A 15139-nucleotide genomic window follows, 5' to 3' on the forward strand; every position below is an offset into this window, starting at 1 on the left:
CTCTCTCGATCGGCTCTCGGGGTCCGGCTCTCTGGGTCGGTCAGTCGCAGACGGCGCCGCGGCTCGCGCTGCCGACCAGCTTGCGGTACTTGGCCAGGACGCCGCGGGTGTACTTCGGCTCCGGGTGGGTGACGCCCTCGGCCCGGCGGGCCGCCAGCTCGTCCTCCGGGACGAGCAGGTCGAGCGTCCCGTTGGCCACGTCGAGGCGGATCGGGTCGCCGTCGCGGACGAACGCGATCGGCCCGTTGTCGACGGCTTCCGGAGCCACGTGCCCCACGCAGAGGCCGGTCGTGCCGCCGGAGAACCGGCCGTCCGTCAGCAGGAGGACGTCCTTGCCGAGGCCGGCGCCCTTGATCGCACCGGTGACGGCGAGCATCTCCCGCATCCCGGGCCCGCCCTTGGGGCCCTCGTAGCGGATGACGACGACGTCGCCCTTGCCCAGAGTGCCCTGCTCCACGGCATCCATCGCGCCGCGCTCGCCGTCGAAGACCCGAGCGGTCCCCTCGAAGACGTCCTCGTCGAAGCCCGCGGACTTCACCACGGCACCCTCGGGGGCGAGGGATCCGGTGAGGATGGTCAGCCCGCCGGTCTTGTGGATGGGCTGCGACATCTCGCGAATGACCCGGCCGTCGATGTGCGGCGGCTTGATCTCGTCGAGGTTCTCGGCCACGGTCTTGCCGGTGACCGTGAGGGCGTCGCCGTCGAGCAGATCGGCCTCGAGAAGCGTCTTCATGACGACGGGGATACCGCCGATGTGGTCGATGTCCTTCATGACGAAGGCGCCGAACGGCTTGACGTCCGCCAGGTGCGGGACCTTCTTGCCGATCCGCTGGAAGTCGCCGATCGTCAGGTCGACCTCGGCCTCGTGAGCCATCGCCAGGAGGTGGAGGACGGCGTTGGTGGACCCACCGAAAGCCATGACCACGGCGATGGCGTTCTCGAAGGCCGGCTTGGTCATGATCTGCCGGGCCGTGATGCCGCGGCGCAGCAGCTCGACCACGGCCTCCCCCGACTTGCGGGCGTAGGCGTCCCGGCGGCGGTCGGTTGCCGGGGGCGCGGCCGAGCCCGGGATGGACATGCCGATCGACTCCGCGACGGCGGCCATCGTGTTGGCGGTGTAGAACCCGCCGCAGGCGCCCTCGCCGGGGCAGATCGCGCGCTCGATGGCGTCGACGTCCTCGCGCGACATGAGCCCGGCGTTGCAGGCGCCGACCGCCTCGAAGGCGTCGATGATCGTGACCTCCTTCTCCGTGCCGTCGGAGAGCTTGGCGACGCCGGGCAGGATCGTGCCGGCGTAGAGGAAGACGGAGGCGAGGTCGAGGCGCGCCGCTGCCATGAGCATGCCGGGCAGGGACTTGTCACAGCCGGCGAGCAGCACTGAGCCGTCGAGGCGCTCGGCGTTCATCACCGTCTCGACGGAGTCCGCGATGATCTCGCGGGAGACGAGCGAGAAGTGCATCCCCTCGTGCCCCATGGAGATGCCGTCGGAGACGGAGATGGTGCCGAACTCGAGCGGGTAGCCGCCACCGGCGTGGACGCCGTCCTTGGCCGCCTTGGCGAGCCGGTCGAGCGACAGGTTGCACGGCGTGATCTCGTTCCACGAGCTCGCGATCCCGATCTGCGGCTTGGCGAAGTCGTCGTCGCCGAGGCCTACGGCCCTGAGCATTCCCCTGGCGGCGGCCTTCTCGAGTCCGTCGGTGACGTCGCGGCTACGGGGCTTCATGTCAGGGGTCTGGGTCATGCGCCTCAGCATAGAACGGCGTCCAACGCGTGGACACGCCATCTCAGATTCCGTATGCCGCTGGGATGGCTCCCGCTCCCGGCTCCCTCCCGCCCCACTCGAGTGGCCCCGAGATCCACAGGTGGGTGTGCAGACCGGGGCCACTCGAGTTCCGGGGGCCCTGTGCAGACCGGGGCCACTCGAGTTCCGTGGCCCTGTGCAGACCGGGGCCACTCGAGTTGGGTGCAGGGTCAGCCGCGGCTGACGTGGAAGCGCTGCAGCTCGCAACTGCCCCAGTCGAGGTCGGCCCAGTCGCCGGCATAGCGCAGGACCGCGACCCCGTTCGTCGCGAAACCGGCCGCCAGCGCGTCGTGCGCCTCTCGCGACCCGTCGCCATCACTCAACATGCTCGTCAGCTGGGCCATCGTCGGGTTGTGGCCGATGACCAGCACCGAGGCCGTTTCACCGGAGTCCTCCCTGATGGTCTCGAGCGTCTGCTCGACCCCGCCCGTGTAGACGCTCTTGCGGTACTCGACGAACTCGGTGTGCGCACCGCCCTTGCACGCGGCGTCCCAGGTCTGGCGGGTCCGCACGGCGGTCGAGCAGATGACGAGGTCGGGAACCAGCCCCTGTTCCTTGAGCCACGCGCCAGCCGCGGCCGCGTCCCGCCTTCCCCGGGCGATGAGCTCGCGGTCGTGGTCCGGCTTGCCGCCGCCGTCCTCGGCCTTCGCGTGACGCATGAGGATGAGGGTCTTCTCTCTCGCTGCGCTGCTCATGCTCCGAGCATGCCCCTCACGCAGGTGCGTTGTCAGCCCCGTGGCGCGAGACACGCCACATCCGCGTGCGCCTCGGGACGTTCGCAACACCCCACTCCGATCGAAAGAGCAGTTTGCGACAGCGACCCTGTCGTGAAGTGCTCTTTCGATTGACCGGGGCCTACGGGTCAGCCGCCGGAGACCGCGTTGATGATGTGGACGCGTGCCCCGGCGGGGACCGCCGTGGCCAGCCCGGCCCCGCGGGAGACGTCCTCGCCGTTGACGAAGACCTTGACGTGCGGCCGCAGCACGCCGCGCTCGTCCCGGACCTTGCCGTCGAGGATCCGGTGCTCCCGGAACGCCTCGTCGAGCAGGGCGCCAACCGTCCAGCCCGCTGACCCGGCGACCTCGATCTCGGGGAGCCCCCCGACCAGGTCGCGCAGCAGTCCGGGCAGGATGACGCGAGTGGTCGTGGTGCTCATCGGAAACCCTGTGTCCCAGCCATCGCCGTGACTCAACCGACCTGCGCCGCGCGCACGACGAGGACGTCAGGCAGCTGGGTCGCGATACGGGTGAAGGACTCGCCCTCGTCGGCCGAGGCGAAGACGTCGCCGTTGCGCGTGCCGACGTAGATCCCGACCGGGTCACCGGCGTCGAGCGCGGCGGCGTCGCGCAGGACACACGTGTAGCTGTGGTCGGGCAGTCCCTGGGCCTGCTGCCGCCACGTCCGACCGGAGTCGTCGGAGCGCTGGAGCTGGAGCTGAGTGCCCGGCGGGATGCGCTCGCCGTCGTCCTGGACCGGCACGTTCCAGACGACGCCCGGGCGCCGGGGGTGCGCGAGGATCGTGAAGCCGAAGTCCGTGGGCAGGCCGTCGGCGATCGAGTCCCACGTCGCTCCCCCGTCGCCGGACCGGTAGACGCCCTTGTGGTTCTGGGCGAAGAGCTCACCGTCCACGCCGCGAGCGACCTTGTGGACGCACTGGCCGAACTCCGGATACTCGTTGTCGGGCATGAAGTAGGCCCGGATCCCGGGGTTGCTCGGCTCCCAGCTGGCACCGGCGTCGGCAGACCGGTAGACCCCACCGGCGCTCATCGCGACGAGCATGCGCTCGGGCGCACCGGGCTCCGGCACGATCGTGTGGACGGCCCCGCCGCCGAAGCCGGGCTCCCACTGCGGCCGGTGCGGGTGGTCCCACAGGCCGCGGACCAGCTCGAAGCTCTCGCCCCGGTCGGTGCTGCGGAACAGGGCGTGCGGCTCCACACCGGCCCAGACGACCTCCTCGTCGTTGGGGTCGGGCGTCAGCTGCCAGACCCGCTCGAGCGCCGTGTCGGTGTCGCCGGGGAAGGCCAGCGCGCGCTCGGCGCTCTCGCTCCACGTCCGCCCGGCGTCGCGGCTGACCTGGACGGTCGGACCCCAGTGCCAGGACTTGACGCCGGCGAGGACCCCCTGACGTCCTGCGCGAGTGTCGAAGGCAACGGAGGCCACCTCGCTCATGAGGAAGTGCGGGCCCTCCAGGGACCACTCCCTCCGGTCGCTGCTGCGGGCGATCCAGAGCCCCTTGCGAGTGCCGATGGCCACGATCGTCTCAACCATGTTCACAGTGTGAACTAGGCCACTGACAACGACAACAGGAAAAGGGGTATGCCGCTGGGCGTGGTCGTCCGGACCCGGCGGGGTCAGCGCGTGGCCGGCTTGACCACGTGGTCGAGCGGGCGCCCGTCTCGCAACGCCTCGACCTGTCGCCGGAGCAGCGCCAGCGCGCGCGGCGCCATCGCCGTCGTCGCCCCGCCGACGTGCGGGGTGACGAGCACGCCGGGCGTGGTCCAGAGCGGGTGGTCCCGAGGCAGGGGCTCCGGGTCGGTCACGTCCAGGGCAGCACGCAGCCGACCAGAGGCACACTCGGCCACGAGTGCGTCCGTGTCGACGACCCCGCCACGAGCCACGTTGACGACGAGGGCGCCGTCAGGGAGGCGGGCGAGCAGGCCCGCGTCGACCAACCGGCTCGTCGCCGCGGACAGCGGGACGATGAGGACGAGGACGTCGCAGGCGGCGGCCAGCTCGGGCAGCTCGTCGATGCCGTGGACGGCGTCGACGAGGTCGTCCCCCGCGCGGGCCCGCGACGCCACGACGGTCACCTCGACCTCGAAGGGCAGCAGACGCTGGACGATCGCCCGACCGATCTGGCCGTAGCCGACGACGAGGACGCGCCGGTCCGCGAGCGCTCCCCAGATCCGCGGCCCGGCCCACTCCCCCCGGTCCTGGGCGCGCACGTGGTGGGGCAGGTCCCGGCACGAGGCGAGGACGAGCGCGAGCGCCAGCTCGGCCGTGCTCGCGTCGTGGATGCCGGCCCCGTTGCAGAGACTCACCCTCTCGGGGATCGCGTCGAGCACCGACTCGTAGCCGGCGGTCAGCAGCTGGACGACCTCCAGTGAAGGCAGCTCCTCGAGGATCTCCCGTCGCGGGGAGGTCCCCATGTAGGGAGGGACGGCGAGCCGGACCTCAGCCCCGCGCGGGTGGGGGGCCGAAAGGTCCCACACGACCGGCTGGACGCCCTCGACGGAAGCCAGCCCAGCGGCATACGACTCCTCGGGGACGGACACCACGACGGGACGGTCGGCGCTCATGGGCCCCAACCTATGTCCTCGACCGCGCGGTTAGGCTCGGCAGGTGCAGCCACCCCACGTCCTGTCCGTCAACCTCGGCAAGGGCGTCGTGCAGCCGCACGCCAGCGGCCCGACCACCGCCATCGACAAGGGCCCGGTGCCTGCGGGGAGCCTCGTCGAGATCCGCGACCCCGGCCCCAAACGCGGCGGGCTCGGCTCCGGCGTCGTCGGCGACGACATCGGCGACGCACGCCATCACGGCGGCTCCCGGCAGGCGGTCTACGCCTATGCCCGGGAGGACCAGCAGTGGTGGGAGGAGCAGCTCGGCCGGCCGATCCCGCCGGGGACCTTTGGCGAGAACCTCACGACGGTCGGCATCGACACGACCCACGCCCGGATCGGCGAGGTCTGGCGCCTCGGCGACGTCGTGCTGCGCGTGGAGGTTCCTCGGATCCCGTGCGCCACCTTCGCCGGGCACATGGGCGTCCGCGGCTGGGTCAAGAAGTTCGCGGACGAGGGCCGCACCGGCGCCTACCTGTCCGTCGTGACGCCCGGCGCGATCACGCCTGGCGTCGAGGTGGAGGTGGAGCGCCCGGACCACGACATCGACCTGCTGCTCAGCTTCCGGGCTGCGATGGGCGACCCCGAGGCCGCCGCGCGCGTCCTCGGGGCCCGGGTGCTGCACCCGGACGAGCACGCCTGGCTCGCCGACAAGGTGGCCCGGCGCAGCCGGTAGGACCGAGGGGCCGATGCCTCAGAATGAGGCATGCCGCCCCGTCCCCGTCTGACCGTCCGTCGGCTCGTCATCGGTCTGGCTGCCCCGCTGCTGGCGCTCGGCGCCTGCACAGGCGAGGCTTCGGACGGAAGCAGCACCCCCGCCGCCACGGCTCCCGCACCGGACACGACGACCAGCCAGCCGAGGGCGACGAACCCGGGCTCCCCGACCGCCGCACGCACGCCGACCCCTGCCGAGACGGGCCCTGCCCGGGTCCTGCTGAGGGGGCTCGAGGTGGCCTGGTCGATCGCGGTGCTGCCAGACGGCTCGGCCCTCGTCAGCGAGCGCGACACCGGGGACGTCCACCACGTGCCCGCGCCGGGAGCCGGCGGTGACCCCCGCGTCGTCGGTCAGCTCCCGATCGAGCGGACGAGCGGCGAGGGCGGCCTCCTCGGGCTCGCCGTGCCCGAGGACTTCGACGACAACCCCGTCGTCTACGCGTACTACTCGACGGACAGCGACAACCGGATCGCCGCCGTGCCGTGGCTCGGCGACCGCCTCGGCGAGCCGAAGGTCGTCTTCGACGGGATCCCTCGGGGCCACAACCACAACGGCGGTCGGATCGCCTTCGGACCCGATGGCTACCTCTACGTCGGCACCGGCGAGGCCGGTGACACCTCGCTCTCCCAGAACCGCCAGTCCCTCGGCGGCAAGATCCTGCGGATCACGCCCGAGGGCGACCCCGCCCCCGGCAATCCCTTCGGCGGCTCACCGATCTGGACCCACGGCCACCGCAACGTGCAGGGCCTCGCCTGGGACAGCACGGGCCGGATGTGGGCGAGCGAGTTCGGCGCGCAGACGTGGGACGAGCTCAACCTCATCAAGGCTGGCTCGAACTACGGCTGGCCCGAGGTCGAGGGCAAGGCGGGCGACCCGGACTTCGTCGACCCTGTCGTCCAGTGGCCGACCGCCGACATGTCGCCGAGCGGCATCGCCGTGGGCCCCGACGGCGCCGTCTACATGGCTGCCCTGCGCGGCCAGTCGCTCTGGCGGGTCCCGATCGATGCCGACGGGAGTGCCGGAAGGGCCGAGCGGCTGCTCGAGGGCACCTACGGCCGGATCCGGGACGTCCAGTTCGTCGCGGGCCGGGTCTGGCTGACGACGAGCAACGGCTCCGACGACCGGCTCGTCTCCCTGCCCCTCGCGGACGCGGGGGTCGGCTGAGCCCGAACGCCGGCCCCGGGGTGGCTAGGGTTCGAGGGAGAGCAGCGCACCTGGCGCTGCCCGGCTAGGAGGCAGCATGTCGCAGTATGACGAGATCCTCGCTCAGATCCCGGTCCAGCAGCTCGCCGGGGAGTTCGGTGTGGACGAGGAGGACATCCGCCAGGCGGCCGAGCAGGCCCTGCCCGCGCTCCTCGGTGGCCTGCAGGCCAACGCCGAGGACCCCGCCGGCGCCGCTTCCCTCGCGCGGGCCCTCGGTGAGCACGACCGTGACATGCCACGCGACCTCGGTCAGGTCGACACCGCCGACGGCGCCAAGATCGTCGGCAACATCTTCGGCGACAACACGGACCAGGTGATGGGTCGGCTGAGCGGGGCGAGTGGCGCCGGTGCAGCCGGCGTGGGCGGGGTCGGCGGCGACCTGGTCAAGAAGCTGCTGCCGATCCTCGCCCCCATCGTCCTGTCGTGGCTCGCCGGCAAGCTGCGCGGCCAGGGCGGCCTCGGCGGCGTCCTCGGTGACCTCATCGGCGGGGCCACACCGAGCGCCCCCGCCCCGAGCCAGACCCGGATCGACGACGGCCCGCTCTTCCCGGGCGGGCAGGGTGCGCAGAGCGGGCCGACCCAGGCTCCGACCGGCGCGGGCGGCGGTGCGCAGGCACCGGAGTCGGGCTCCAACCCGATCACCGACATCCTGGGCGGCATCCTCGGCGGCTCCGGGCGGGGCGACGTCCTCGGTGGGATCCTCGGCGACCTCCTCGGAGCCGGCCGCCGCCGCTGACCGGTTCGGACGCCCCACCACCACCTGCAACGCAACACGCCCCGCACCTCGGCGGTCACCCCTGCTGCAGCAGGGACGAGCACTGAGGTGCGGGGCGTGTTGCGGGTGAGTCCGGGAGGGGCCGGGCCCGGCGTGAGGTCGGCTCGGGGTCAGCGGGGGAAGGCCGGCGGGTGGACCTTGGCCATCGTCTCGAGGACGCGCACGACCTGGCAGCTGTAGCCGAACTCGTTGTCGTACCAGACGTAGAGAACGACCCTGTTGTCCGCCGTGATCGTCGCGCGGCCGTCGACGATGCCGGCGTACTGCGAACCGACGAAGTCCGTCGAGACGACCTCGGGGCTGTCGATGTAGTCGATCTGCTTGTGCAGCGCCGAGTGCAGCGCGGTGCGCCGCAGGTAGCCGTTGATCTCCTCCGGCGTCGTCGGCCGCTCGAGCGTCAGGTTGAGGATCGCCATCGACACATCGGGCGTGGGGACGCGGATCGAGTTGCCCGTCAGCTTGCCGGCCAGCTCGGGCAGCGCCTTCGCCACGGCCTTGGCCGCACCCGTCTCGGTGAGCACCATGTTGAGGGCAGCCGAACGACCCCGGCGCTCCCCCTTGTGGAAGTTGTCGATGAGGTTCTGGTCGTTGGTGAACGAGTGGACCGTCTCGACGTGACCGCCGATGATGCCGAACTCGTCGTTGACGGCCTTGAGCACCGGGACGATGGCGTTCGTCGTGCAGGACGCGGCGGAGAGGATCGGCTCGTCCCCCGACTCGGTCGAGGTGATCATGTCCTCGTTGATGCCCGCGACGATGTTGGGCAGGTCGCCCTTGCCCGGCGCGGTGAGCAGCACCCGGGCCACTCCCGGGCAGGAGAGGTGCTGGGCCAGACCGTCGCGGTCGCGCCAGCGGCCGGTGTTGTCGACGACGATCGCGTCCTCGATGCCGTAGGCGGTGTAGTCGACGCTCGCCGGGTCGTCGGAGTAGATGACCTGGATCAGCGTGCCGTTGGCGAGGATGGTGTTCTGCTCCTCGTCGACGGCGATGGTGCCCTGGAAGGAGCCGTGGACCGAGTCCCGACGCAGCAGGCTGGCCCGCTTCATCAGGTCGTTGTCGCTGCCCTTGCGGACCACGATCGCGCGCAGGTTGAGGCCGTCACCCTTGCCGGCGTGGTCGATGAGGATGCGGGCCAGCAGCCGGCCGATCCGCCCGAAGCCGTAGAGCACCACGTCGGTGCCGCGACGGCCACCGTCGCCGTCCTCACGACCGGTCGAGCCCTTCCGGCCGGCGACCTCGCCGAGCTCAGCGCGCACCCACTCGGTGAGGTCGGCGCCGTCGCCCTCCTCCTGGTACTTGCGGGTGAGCCGGCCGAGGTCCACGGAGGCCGCGCCCGGGTCGGCCGCAGCGAGCGCCTGGATCATCGGCAGGGTGTCCTGCAGGTCGAGCTCCACCGCGTCGACGCGGCGCGCGAAACGGTGCGCCTTGATGAGGTGGATCGCGTTCTCGTTGATCAGGCCGCGGCCGTAGATCGACGTCACGACGCTGTTCTGGCGGTAGAGGCGGCCGATGATCGGGATCATCGCCTCGGCGAGGGCCTGGCGCTCGGACCAGTCCTCGTAGTGCTCGTCAACGGCGGCCGCGCTGGCGGCGGCGGAGTTGGCCGGCTGCGCCGGGTCGGACGACGGGTCGGTCACAGGGTGCGTCATTGTCACGAGCCCCGAGACTAGGTGCGGCGCGCACCTGCTCCGGACGGCGGCGTGCTCGGCCCGTGACCAATCTCACGGGCCGAACCGCACCACGATCAGCTCAGACGGGCCAGAATCAGCGCCCGCACCTTGCCCGCGTCGGCCTGACCCTTCATCTCCTTCATGACCTGGCCGATGAGGGCGCCGGCAGCCTGCACCTTGCCGCCGCGGATCTTCTCCGCGATGTCGGGGTTCGCGTCGATGACGCGGTCGACCGCGGCCTCGAGGGCGCTGTCGTCCTGGACGAGCTCGAGTCCCCGAGCGTCGGCGACCTCGGTCGGCGTCCCCTCCCCTGCGAGGACTCCGTCGAGCACCTGACGGGCCATCGAGTCGTTGAGCCGGCCACTCGTCACGAGACGGTCCAGCTCGGCGACGTGCGCTGGAGCGAAACCGAGCCCAGCGGCATACGACACGAGGTCCTGGCCCTCGGCGTTGGCGCGCCGCGACGGCTCGCCCAGCCACCACTTCTTGGCAGCAGCGGCGCCCGCGCCCGCGGCCACGGTCTCCTCGATGAGCTCGACCGCGCGCGCGTTGACGACGTCGCGCATCTCGAGGTCGCTGAAGCCCCACTCCGACTGCAGCCGCTTGCGCCGCAGCCCGGGCGGCTCGGGCAGCGTGCCGCGCAGCTCATCGACGGTCTCGCGCGTCGGAGCCACCGGCACGAGGTCCGGCTCGGGGAAGTAGCGGTAGTCGTCGGCGTCGGACTTGACCCGGCCCGAGGTCGTCATGCCCGTGTCCTCGTGCCAGTGCCGGGTCTCCTGCAGGATCGTGCCACCCTCGTCGAGAATCGCAGCCTGGCGCGACATCTCGTAGCGGACGGCGCGCTCGACCGAGCGGAGCGAGTTGACGTTCTTGGTCTCGGTGCGCGTGCCGAAGGGCACCGCGAGCTGGGCGTCGCCCCTGGGGTCGTCGCCGGCGCGCACCCGCAGGGACACGTTGGCGTCGCAGCGCATCGATCCCTGCTCCATCTTGACGTCGGAGACGTCGAGGGCCCGCAGCAGGTCGCGGAGCGCGGAGACGTACGCCTTGGCGACCTCCGGAGCCCGCTCCCCCGCGCCGACGATCGGCTTGGTCACGATCTCGATGAGGGGGATGCCCGCCCGGTTGTAGTCGACCAGGGAGTACTCGGCGCCATGGATGCGACCGGTCGAGCCGCCGACGTGCAGCGACTTGCCGGTGTCTTCCTCCATGTGGGCGCGCTCGATCTCGACGCGGAAGATCTCGGTGCCCCCGGAGCCGTCCTCGACCTCGACGTCGAGATAGCCGTTGAAGGCGATCGGCTCGTCGTACTGCGACGTCTGGAAGTTCTTCGGCATGTCCGGGTAGAAGTAGTTCTTCCGGGCGAAGCGGCACCACTCGGCGATCTCGCAGTTGAGCGCCAGGCCGATCCGGACGGCCGACTCGACCGCCTTCTCGTTGACGACGGGGAGCGCGCCCGGCAGCCCCAGACACACCGGACAGACCTGGGAGTTCGGCTCGGCACCGAACGTCGTCGGGCACCCGCAGAACATCTTCGTTGCGGTGTGCAGCTCGACGTGGACCTCGAGCCCCATCACGGGGTCGAACTTCGCGACCGCCTCGTCGTAGTCGAGGACGCGGTCGGCGGCGGAGGTCACGGCCATCTCAGGCTCCCTTCACGAGGTCGGCGCCCAGCTCGGGGGCCCTGGACAGGATCGGCGCACCCCAGCGCTCGAGGAGCGCCTGCTCGAGCGCGGCACCGACGCTGTAGAGGCGCTCGTCCTTGGTCGCAGGTGCGAGGATCTGGATGCCCGTCGGCAGCCCGTCCTCGTCGGCGACACCGGACGGGACCGACATCCCGGGGACCCCGGCGAGGTTGGCGGGGATCGTCGCGATGTCGTTGAGGTACATCGCCATCGGGTCGTCGAGCTTGTCGCCGAGCTTGAAGGCGGTCGTCGGCGCCGTCGGGCTGACGAGGACGTCGACCTTCTCGTAGGCGCGCGCGAAGTCCTGCGCGATGAGCGTGCGGACCTTCTGCGCGGAGCCGTAGTAGGCGTCGTAGTAGCCGGAGCTCAGGGCGTAGGTGCCGAGGATGATGCGGCGCTTGACCTCGTCGCCGAAGCCGGCGTCGCGGGTGGCCGCCATCACCTGCTCGGCGGTGGGGGCGTCGATGCCCTCGGGCAGGACCCGCATGCCGTAGCGCATCGCGTCGAACTTCGCGAGGTTGCTCGAGGCCTCGCTCGGCAGGATGAGGTAGTAGGCCGCGAGGGCGTAGTCGAAGTTGGGGCAGCTGACCTCGACGACCTCGGCGCCCCGCTCGACGAGCAGCGCCACGGCCTCGTCGAAGCGCGCGCGGACGCCGGGCTGGTAGCCCTCGCCGCCGAGCTCCTTGACGACGCCGATGCGCATTCCCGCCACGTCGGCGCGCCGGGCAGCCTCGACCACCGGCGGCACCGGGGCGTCGATGGAGGTCGAGTCGAGCGGGTCGTGCCCACCCATCACCTCGTGGAGCAGCGCGGTGTCGAGGACCGTGCGGGCGCACGGGCCGGCCTGGTCGAGCGAGCTGGCCAGGGCCACGAGGCCGTAGCGGGAGACGCCGCCGTAGGTCGGCTTGGTGCCGACCGTGCCCGTTACGGCGGCCGGCTGGCGGATCGAGCCGCCGGTGTCGGTGCCGGTCGCGAGCGGCGCCTGGAACGAGGCGATCACAGCGCTCGAACCGCCACCGGAGCCGCCCGGGATCCGCTCGAGGTCCCACGGGTTGCGCGACGGTCCGTAGGCCGAGTGCTCGGTCGAGGAGCCCATCGCGAACTCGTCCATGTTGGTCTTGCCGAGGATCGGCATCCCGGCGGCCTTGATGTGGCGCACCACGGTCGCGTCGTACGGCGGGATCCAGCCCTCGAGCATCCGGCTGCCGCACGTCGTCGGCAGGCCCTTGGTCGTCATGACGTCCTTGACGGCGATCGGGACGCCCGCCAGCGTCGGCAGGCTCTCCCCCGCCGCGCGCCGCTCGTCGATCGCGCGAGCCGTCGCGAGGGCACCCTCGGCGTCGACGTGGAGGTAGGCGTGCACCTGCCCGTCGACGGCCGCGATCCGGTCGAGGTGGGCCTGAGTCACCTCCACCGAGGAAATCGACTTGCTCGCCAGCGCGTCCGCGAGCTCCGCCGCTGAGGCGCGTGTCAGGTCAGTGTTCACGTCAGTAGCCTTCGTCCGTAAGGAAGTTCACGAAAAGGTGCCGTATGCCGCTGAGCTGGCTGAGCAGCATACGTGCCGGTGGTCGGGGCTCAGTCCGCAATCGCCCCGAGGACCGAGCCGAATCGGCGCTCCGGTCCTCCCGCCTTGGCTCAGTCCTCATCGAGGATGCGCGGCACCGCGAACCGGCCGAGCTCCTGCTCGGGAGCGCCGGAGAGCGCCTCGTCCGGGGTGAGCCCGGGACGGACCACGTCGGGACGGGTCACGTTGGTCAGCGGCATCGGGTGCGACATCGGCGCGACGTCCGCGATGGGGGCCTGCTGGACCTTGGCCACCGACTCGAGGATCACGGCGAGCTCGCCGACCATCTTGTCGAGCTCGGCGTCCGACAGGTCGATGCGGGCCAGCCCGGCGAGGTGGGCGACGTCTTCGCGGGACAGGGAGGACATGCGTGCCAGTCTATGGGGCCGCACGTGGTGCGTCCGACCGGCGACCACACGGCGGGAGACCGCCGGGGGCACACCCCGGCGGTCTCGGATCGCGCACCTCAGCGTGGCCGGTTGCGTCGCTCGATGACCCGCTCACGGATCAGGTTGCGGGCGGTGCCCCAGATGCCGTGGCGGAAGAGCAGGACGATCAGGACGAAGATCGCGCCCGTGATCATGGCGATGCCGCCGAAGCCGGCCGAGGCGAGGTAGTCCTCGAGTGAGACGACGACGCCGGCCCCGACGAGGCCGCCCCAGAGGGTGCCGATGCCGCCGAGGACGGTGATGAGCACGACCTTGCCGGAGGTGGTCCACGCCACCTCCTGGAGCGAGGCGAAGCTGTGGCTGATCGAGAAGACGCCACCGGCCAGGCCCGCGAGTCCGGCCGAGATGACGAAGGCGACGATCTTGTAGCGGTCGACGTCGTAGCCGAGGGCCCGGGCCCGCGCCGGGTTGTCCCGGATCGCCGTCAGCACCCGCCCGAACGGCGAGTTGACGACCCGCCAGGCGATGAAGATGCCGACGAGGATGACCGCCGCACCGGCGTAGTAGAAGTAGAAGGAGTCGCTCTCGACGGACTCGATACCGAAGAAGTTCTTCGGGATGTTCTGCAGGCCGTTCTCACCACCGGTGACGTCGCGCCACTGGTTGACGATGAAGTAGAGCATCTGGGCGAAGGCGAGGGTCACCATCGCGAAGTAGATGCCCGTGCGACGGACCGAGAGGTAGCCGATCGGGACCGCGATGGCCATGGCGAAGACGGCCCCGCCCAGGACCGCGAGCGGGAAGGGCCAGCCGGTCTCGATGGCGATGATCCCGGTGGCGTAGGCCGAACCGCCCCAGAACGCCGCATGCCCGAAGCTGAGCAGGCCGGTGAAGCCGAGGAGCAGGTCGATGCTGATGGCGAAGAGGCCCCAGCAGAGGATGTCCATGGCGACCGGCGGGTAGATCTGGTAGGGCAGGATCACGAGGACGGCCAGCCCCGCGAGGAGCATCACGTAGCGCCACGGGCTGCGACGCGACAGGATCGAGGGCTGGGCGAGGTCGACGTCGGTCCTCGCGGTGAGCTGCTGGTCGGTCATGCGATCTCCTCCCGTCCGAAGAGCCCTGCGGGCCGGACGAGGACAACGAGCGCCATCAGGATGAAGATGACGATCTGGGCGTAGGCCGGTGCGTAGGCGACCCCGTAGGCCTCGACGAGCCCGACGAGGAAGCCGGCGACGACGGCCCCGAGGATCGAACCCAGCCCTCCGATGACGACCACGGCGAACAGGATGATGATGAAGTTGCTGCCCATCTCGGCCGTGATGGCGCGGCTCGGGGCGGCGAGGACACCGGCGAGCCCGGCCAGGGCGATGCCGAAGCCGAAGACAGGGGTGACCCATCGGCCGACGTTGATGCCGAGGGCGCGGGTGCGCTCGGGGTTCTCCGTCGCCGCCCGGACGATCATGCCGATGCGGGTGCGGGTGAGCAGCAGGCCCACCCCGGCGCAGACCGCCACGGCGAAGAGACAGGCGAAGATCGCGTAGGTCGGCAGGCTCACGCTGCCGATGGTGACCTGCCCCCCGAGACCCGGCGGGGTCTGGTACGGCAGTCCGGAGACGCCGTAACGCTGCTTGACCGCCTCGACGAGCACGAGCGTCAGTCCGAAGGTGAGCAGGAAGTTGTAGAGCGGGTCGAGCTGGAGCAGCCAGCGCACCAGGGCCCGCTCCATGAGCACTCCGAAGCCGAACATGATGATCGGCACGAGGACGAGGGCGAGCCAGAAGTTGACGTTGAACTCCGCGAGGAGGACGGCGGAGAGGACGGCACCGAGCATGTAGACGGCGCCGTGCGAGAAGTTGACGACGCCGAGGACGCCGAAGATCACGGCCAGGCCGAGCGCGGAGACGGCGTAGAAGCCGCCGGCCGCGAGGCCTTGGAGGGTGTATTGGATGAATGCGCTCATGTTGCCGACCTCGTCGTCATCGGTCCCGCCGTAGGACGG

Annotated in this window: 14 protein-coding genes; 3 read left to right on the forward strand and 11 right to left on the reverse strand. The window is 71.0% G+C overall.

Going from position 1 to position 15139, the window contains the following annotated elements; translation table 11 throughout:
- Positions 1–40 precede the first annotated feature (40 nt).
- The 5 genes from ilvD to OO014_RS16475 form a co-directional block, all read right to left on the reverse strand.
- Positions 41–1741 (reverse strand): dihydroxy-acid dehydratase, encoded by a 1701-nt coding sequence (gene ilvD, locus OO014_RS16455; protein ID WP_272463410.1) that lies wholly within the window; start codon positions 1739–1741, stop codon positions 41–43.
- A 230-nt stretch (positions 1742–1971) separates the two neighbouring features.
- The gene (locus tag OO014_RS16460; protein WP_272463411.1) at positions 1972–2496 is read right to left on the reverse strand and encodes a SixA phosphatase family protein; all 525 of its coding nucleotides are present in this window, start codon (positions 2494–2496) and stop codon (positions 1972–1974) included.
- A gap of 167 nt (positions 2497–2663) precedes the next feature.
- Positions 2664–2957, reverse strand: coding sequence for a MoaD/ThiS family protein (locus tag OO014_RS16465; protein ID WP_272463412.1), 294 nt, complete (start codon positions 2955–2957; stop codon positions 2664–2666).
- A gap of 32 nt (positions 2958–2989) precedes the next feature.
- The gene (locus OO014_RS16470; protein WP_272463413.1) at positions 2990–4069 is read right to left on the reverse strand and encodes a WD40/YVTN/BNR-like repeat-containing protein; all 1080 of its coding nucleotides are present in this window, start codon (positions 4067–4069) and stop codon (positions 2990–2992) included.
- Between the two features lie 83 nt (positions 4070–4152).
- Positions 4153–5100, reverse strand: a complete 948-nt coding sequence (locus OO014_RS16475) for a 2-hydroxyacid dehydrogenase (protein ID WP_272463414.1) — start codon at positions 5098–5100, stop codon at positions 4153–4155.
- Between the two features lie 43 nt (positions 5101–5143).
- Here OO014_RS16475 and OO014_RS16480 point away from each other — a divergent pair, with 43 nt between their 5' ends.
- The 3 genes from OO014_RS16480 (at position 5144) to OO014_RS16490 (ending at position 7793) form a co-directional block, all read left to right on the forward strand.
- Entirely contained in the window at positions 5144–5815 is a 672-nt protein-coding gene (locus OO014_RS16480; protein WP_272463415.1) for an MOSC domain-containing protein, read from the forward strand.
- A 30-nt stretch (positions 5816–5845) separates the two neighbouring features.
- Positions 5846–7018: a PQQ-dependent sugar dehydrogenase gene (locus OO014_RS16485; protein ID WP_272463416.1), complete on the forward strand. Its 1173-nt coding sequence runs from the start codon at positions 5846–5848 to the stop codon at positions 7016–7018.
- 76 nt (positions 7019–7094) lie between these two features.
- The gene (locus OO014_RS16490; protein ID WP_272463417.1) at positions 7095–7793 is read left to right on the forward strand and encodes a DUF937 domain-containing protein; all 699 of its coding nucleotides are present in this window, start codon (positions 7095–7097) and stop codon (positions 7791–7793) included.
- Positions 7794–7942: 149 nt separating this feature from the next.
- Here OO014_RS16490 and OO014_RS16495 read toward each other — a convergent pair whose 3' ends face one another.
- From OO014_RS16495 to OO014_RS16520, 6 genes are all read right to left on the reverse strand, one after another.
- Positions 7943–9481: a glyceraldehyde-3-phosphate dehydrogenase gene (locus tag OO014_RS16495; protein WP_272463418.1), complete on the reverse strand. Its 1539-nt coding sequence runs from the start codon at positions 9479–9481 to the stop codon at positions 7943–7945.
- A gap of 95 nt (positions 9482–9576) precedes the next feature.
- Positions 9577–11142, reverse strand: a complete 1566-nt coding sequence (gene gatB / locus OO014_RS16500) for an Asp-tRNA(Asn)/Glu-tRNA(Gln) amidotransferase subunit GatB (protein WP_272463419.1) — start codon at positions 11140–11142, stop codon at positions 9577–9579.
- A 1-nt stretch (position 11143) separates the two neighbouring features.
- Entirely contained in the window at positions 11144–12670 is a 1527-nt protein-coding gene (gene gatA / locus OO014_RS16505; RefSeq protein WP_272463420.1) for an Asp-tRNA(Asn)/Glu-tRNA(Gln) amidotransferase subunit GatA, read from the reverse strand.
- 149 nt (positions 12671–12819) lie between these two features.
- A complete protein-coding gene (gene gatC / locus OO014_RS16510; protein ID WP_272463421.1) occupies positions 12820–13116 on the reverse strand; it encodes an Asp-tRNA(Asn)/Glu-tRNA(Gln) amidotransferase subunit GatC in 297 nt (98 codons plus the stop codon).
- 98 nt (positions 13117–13214) lie between these two features.
- A complete protein-coding gene (locus OO014_RS16515) occupies positions 13215–14234 on the reverse strand; it encodes a branched-chain amino acid ABC transporter permease (protein WP_272463422.1) in 1020 nt (339 codons plus the stop codon).
- Positions 14231–15139: branched-chain amino acid ABC transporter permease (locus OO014_RS16520; protein WP_272463423.1), on the reverse strand; the 909-nt coding region annotated here is incomplete at its 5' end. The genes OO014_RS16515 and OO014_RS16520, both read right to left, overlap by 4 nt.

The organism is Intrasporangium calvum (assembly GCF_028446585.1).
GTDB classification, from domain to species: Bacteria; Actinomycetota; Actinomycetes; order Actinomycetales; family Dermatophilaceae; genus Intrasporangium; species Intrasporangium calvum_A.

Bases quoted from the DNA above. Each gene is read 5' to 3' on its own strand.
- OO014_RS16490 (WP_272463417.1), top strand. From the start codon at position 7,095: ATGTCGCAGTATGACGAGATCCTCGCTCAGATCCCGGTCCAGCAGCTC.
- OO014_RS16485 (WP_272463416.1), top strand. From the start codon at position 5,846: ATGCCGCCCCGTCCCCGTCTGACCGTCCGTCGGCTCGTCATCGGTCTG.
- ilvD (WP_272463410.1), bottom strand. From the start codon at position 1,741: ATGACCCAGACCCCTGACATGAAGCCCCGTAGCCGCGACGTCACCGAC.
- OO014_RS16465 (WP_272463412.1), bottom strand. From the start codon at position 2,957: ATGAGCACCACGACCACTCGCGTCATCCTGCCCGGACTGCTGCGCGAC.
- OO014_RS16515 (WP_272463422.1), bottom strand. From the start codon at position 14,234: ATGACCGACCAGCAGCTCACCGCGAGGACCGACGTCGACCTCGCCCAG.
- OO014_RS16460 (WP_272463411.1), bottom strand. From the start codon at position 2,496: ATGAGCAGCGCAGCGAGAGAGAAGACCCTCATCCTCATGCGTCACGCG.
- OO014_RS16475 (WP_272463414.1), bottom strand. From the start codon at position 5,100: ATGAGCGCCGACCGTCCCGTCGTGGTGTCCGTCCCCGAGGAGTCGTAT.
- gatB (WP_272463419.1), bottom strand. From the start codon at position 11,142: ATGGCCGTGACCTCCGCCGCCGACCGCGTCCTCGACTACGACGAGGCG.
- OO014_RS16495 (WP_272463418.1), bottom strand. From the start codon at position 9,481: ATGACGCACCCTGTGACCGACCCGTCGTCCGACCCGGCGCAGCCGGCC.
- gatC (WP_272463421.1), bottom strand. From the start codon at position 13,116: ATGTCCTCCCTGTCCCGCGAAGACGTCGCCCACCTCGCCGGGCTGGCC.
- OO014_RS16470 (WP_272463413.1), bottom strand. From the start codon at position 4,069: ATGGTTGAGACGATCGTGGCCATCGGCACTCGCAAGGGGCTCTGGATC.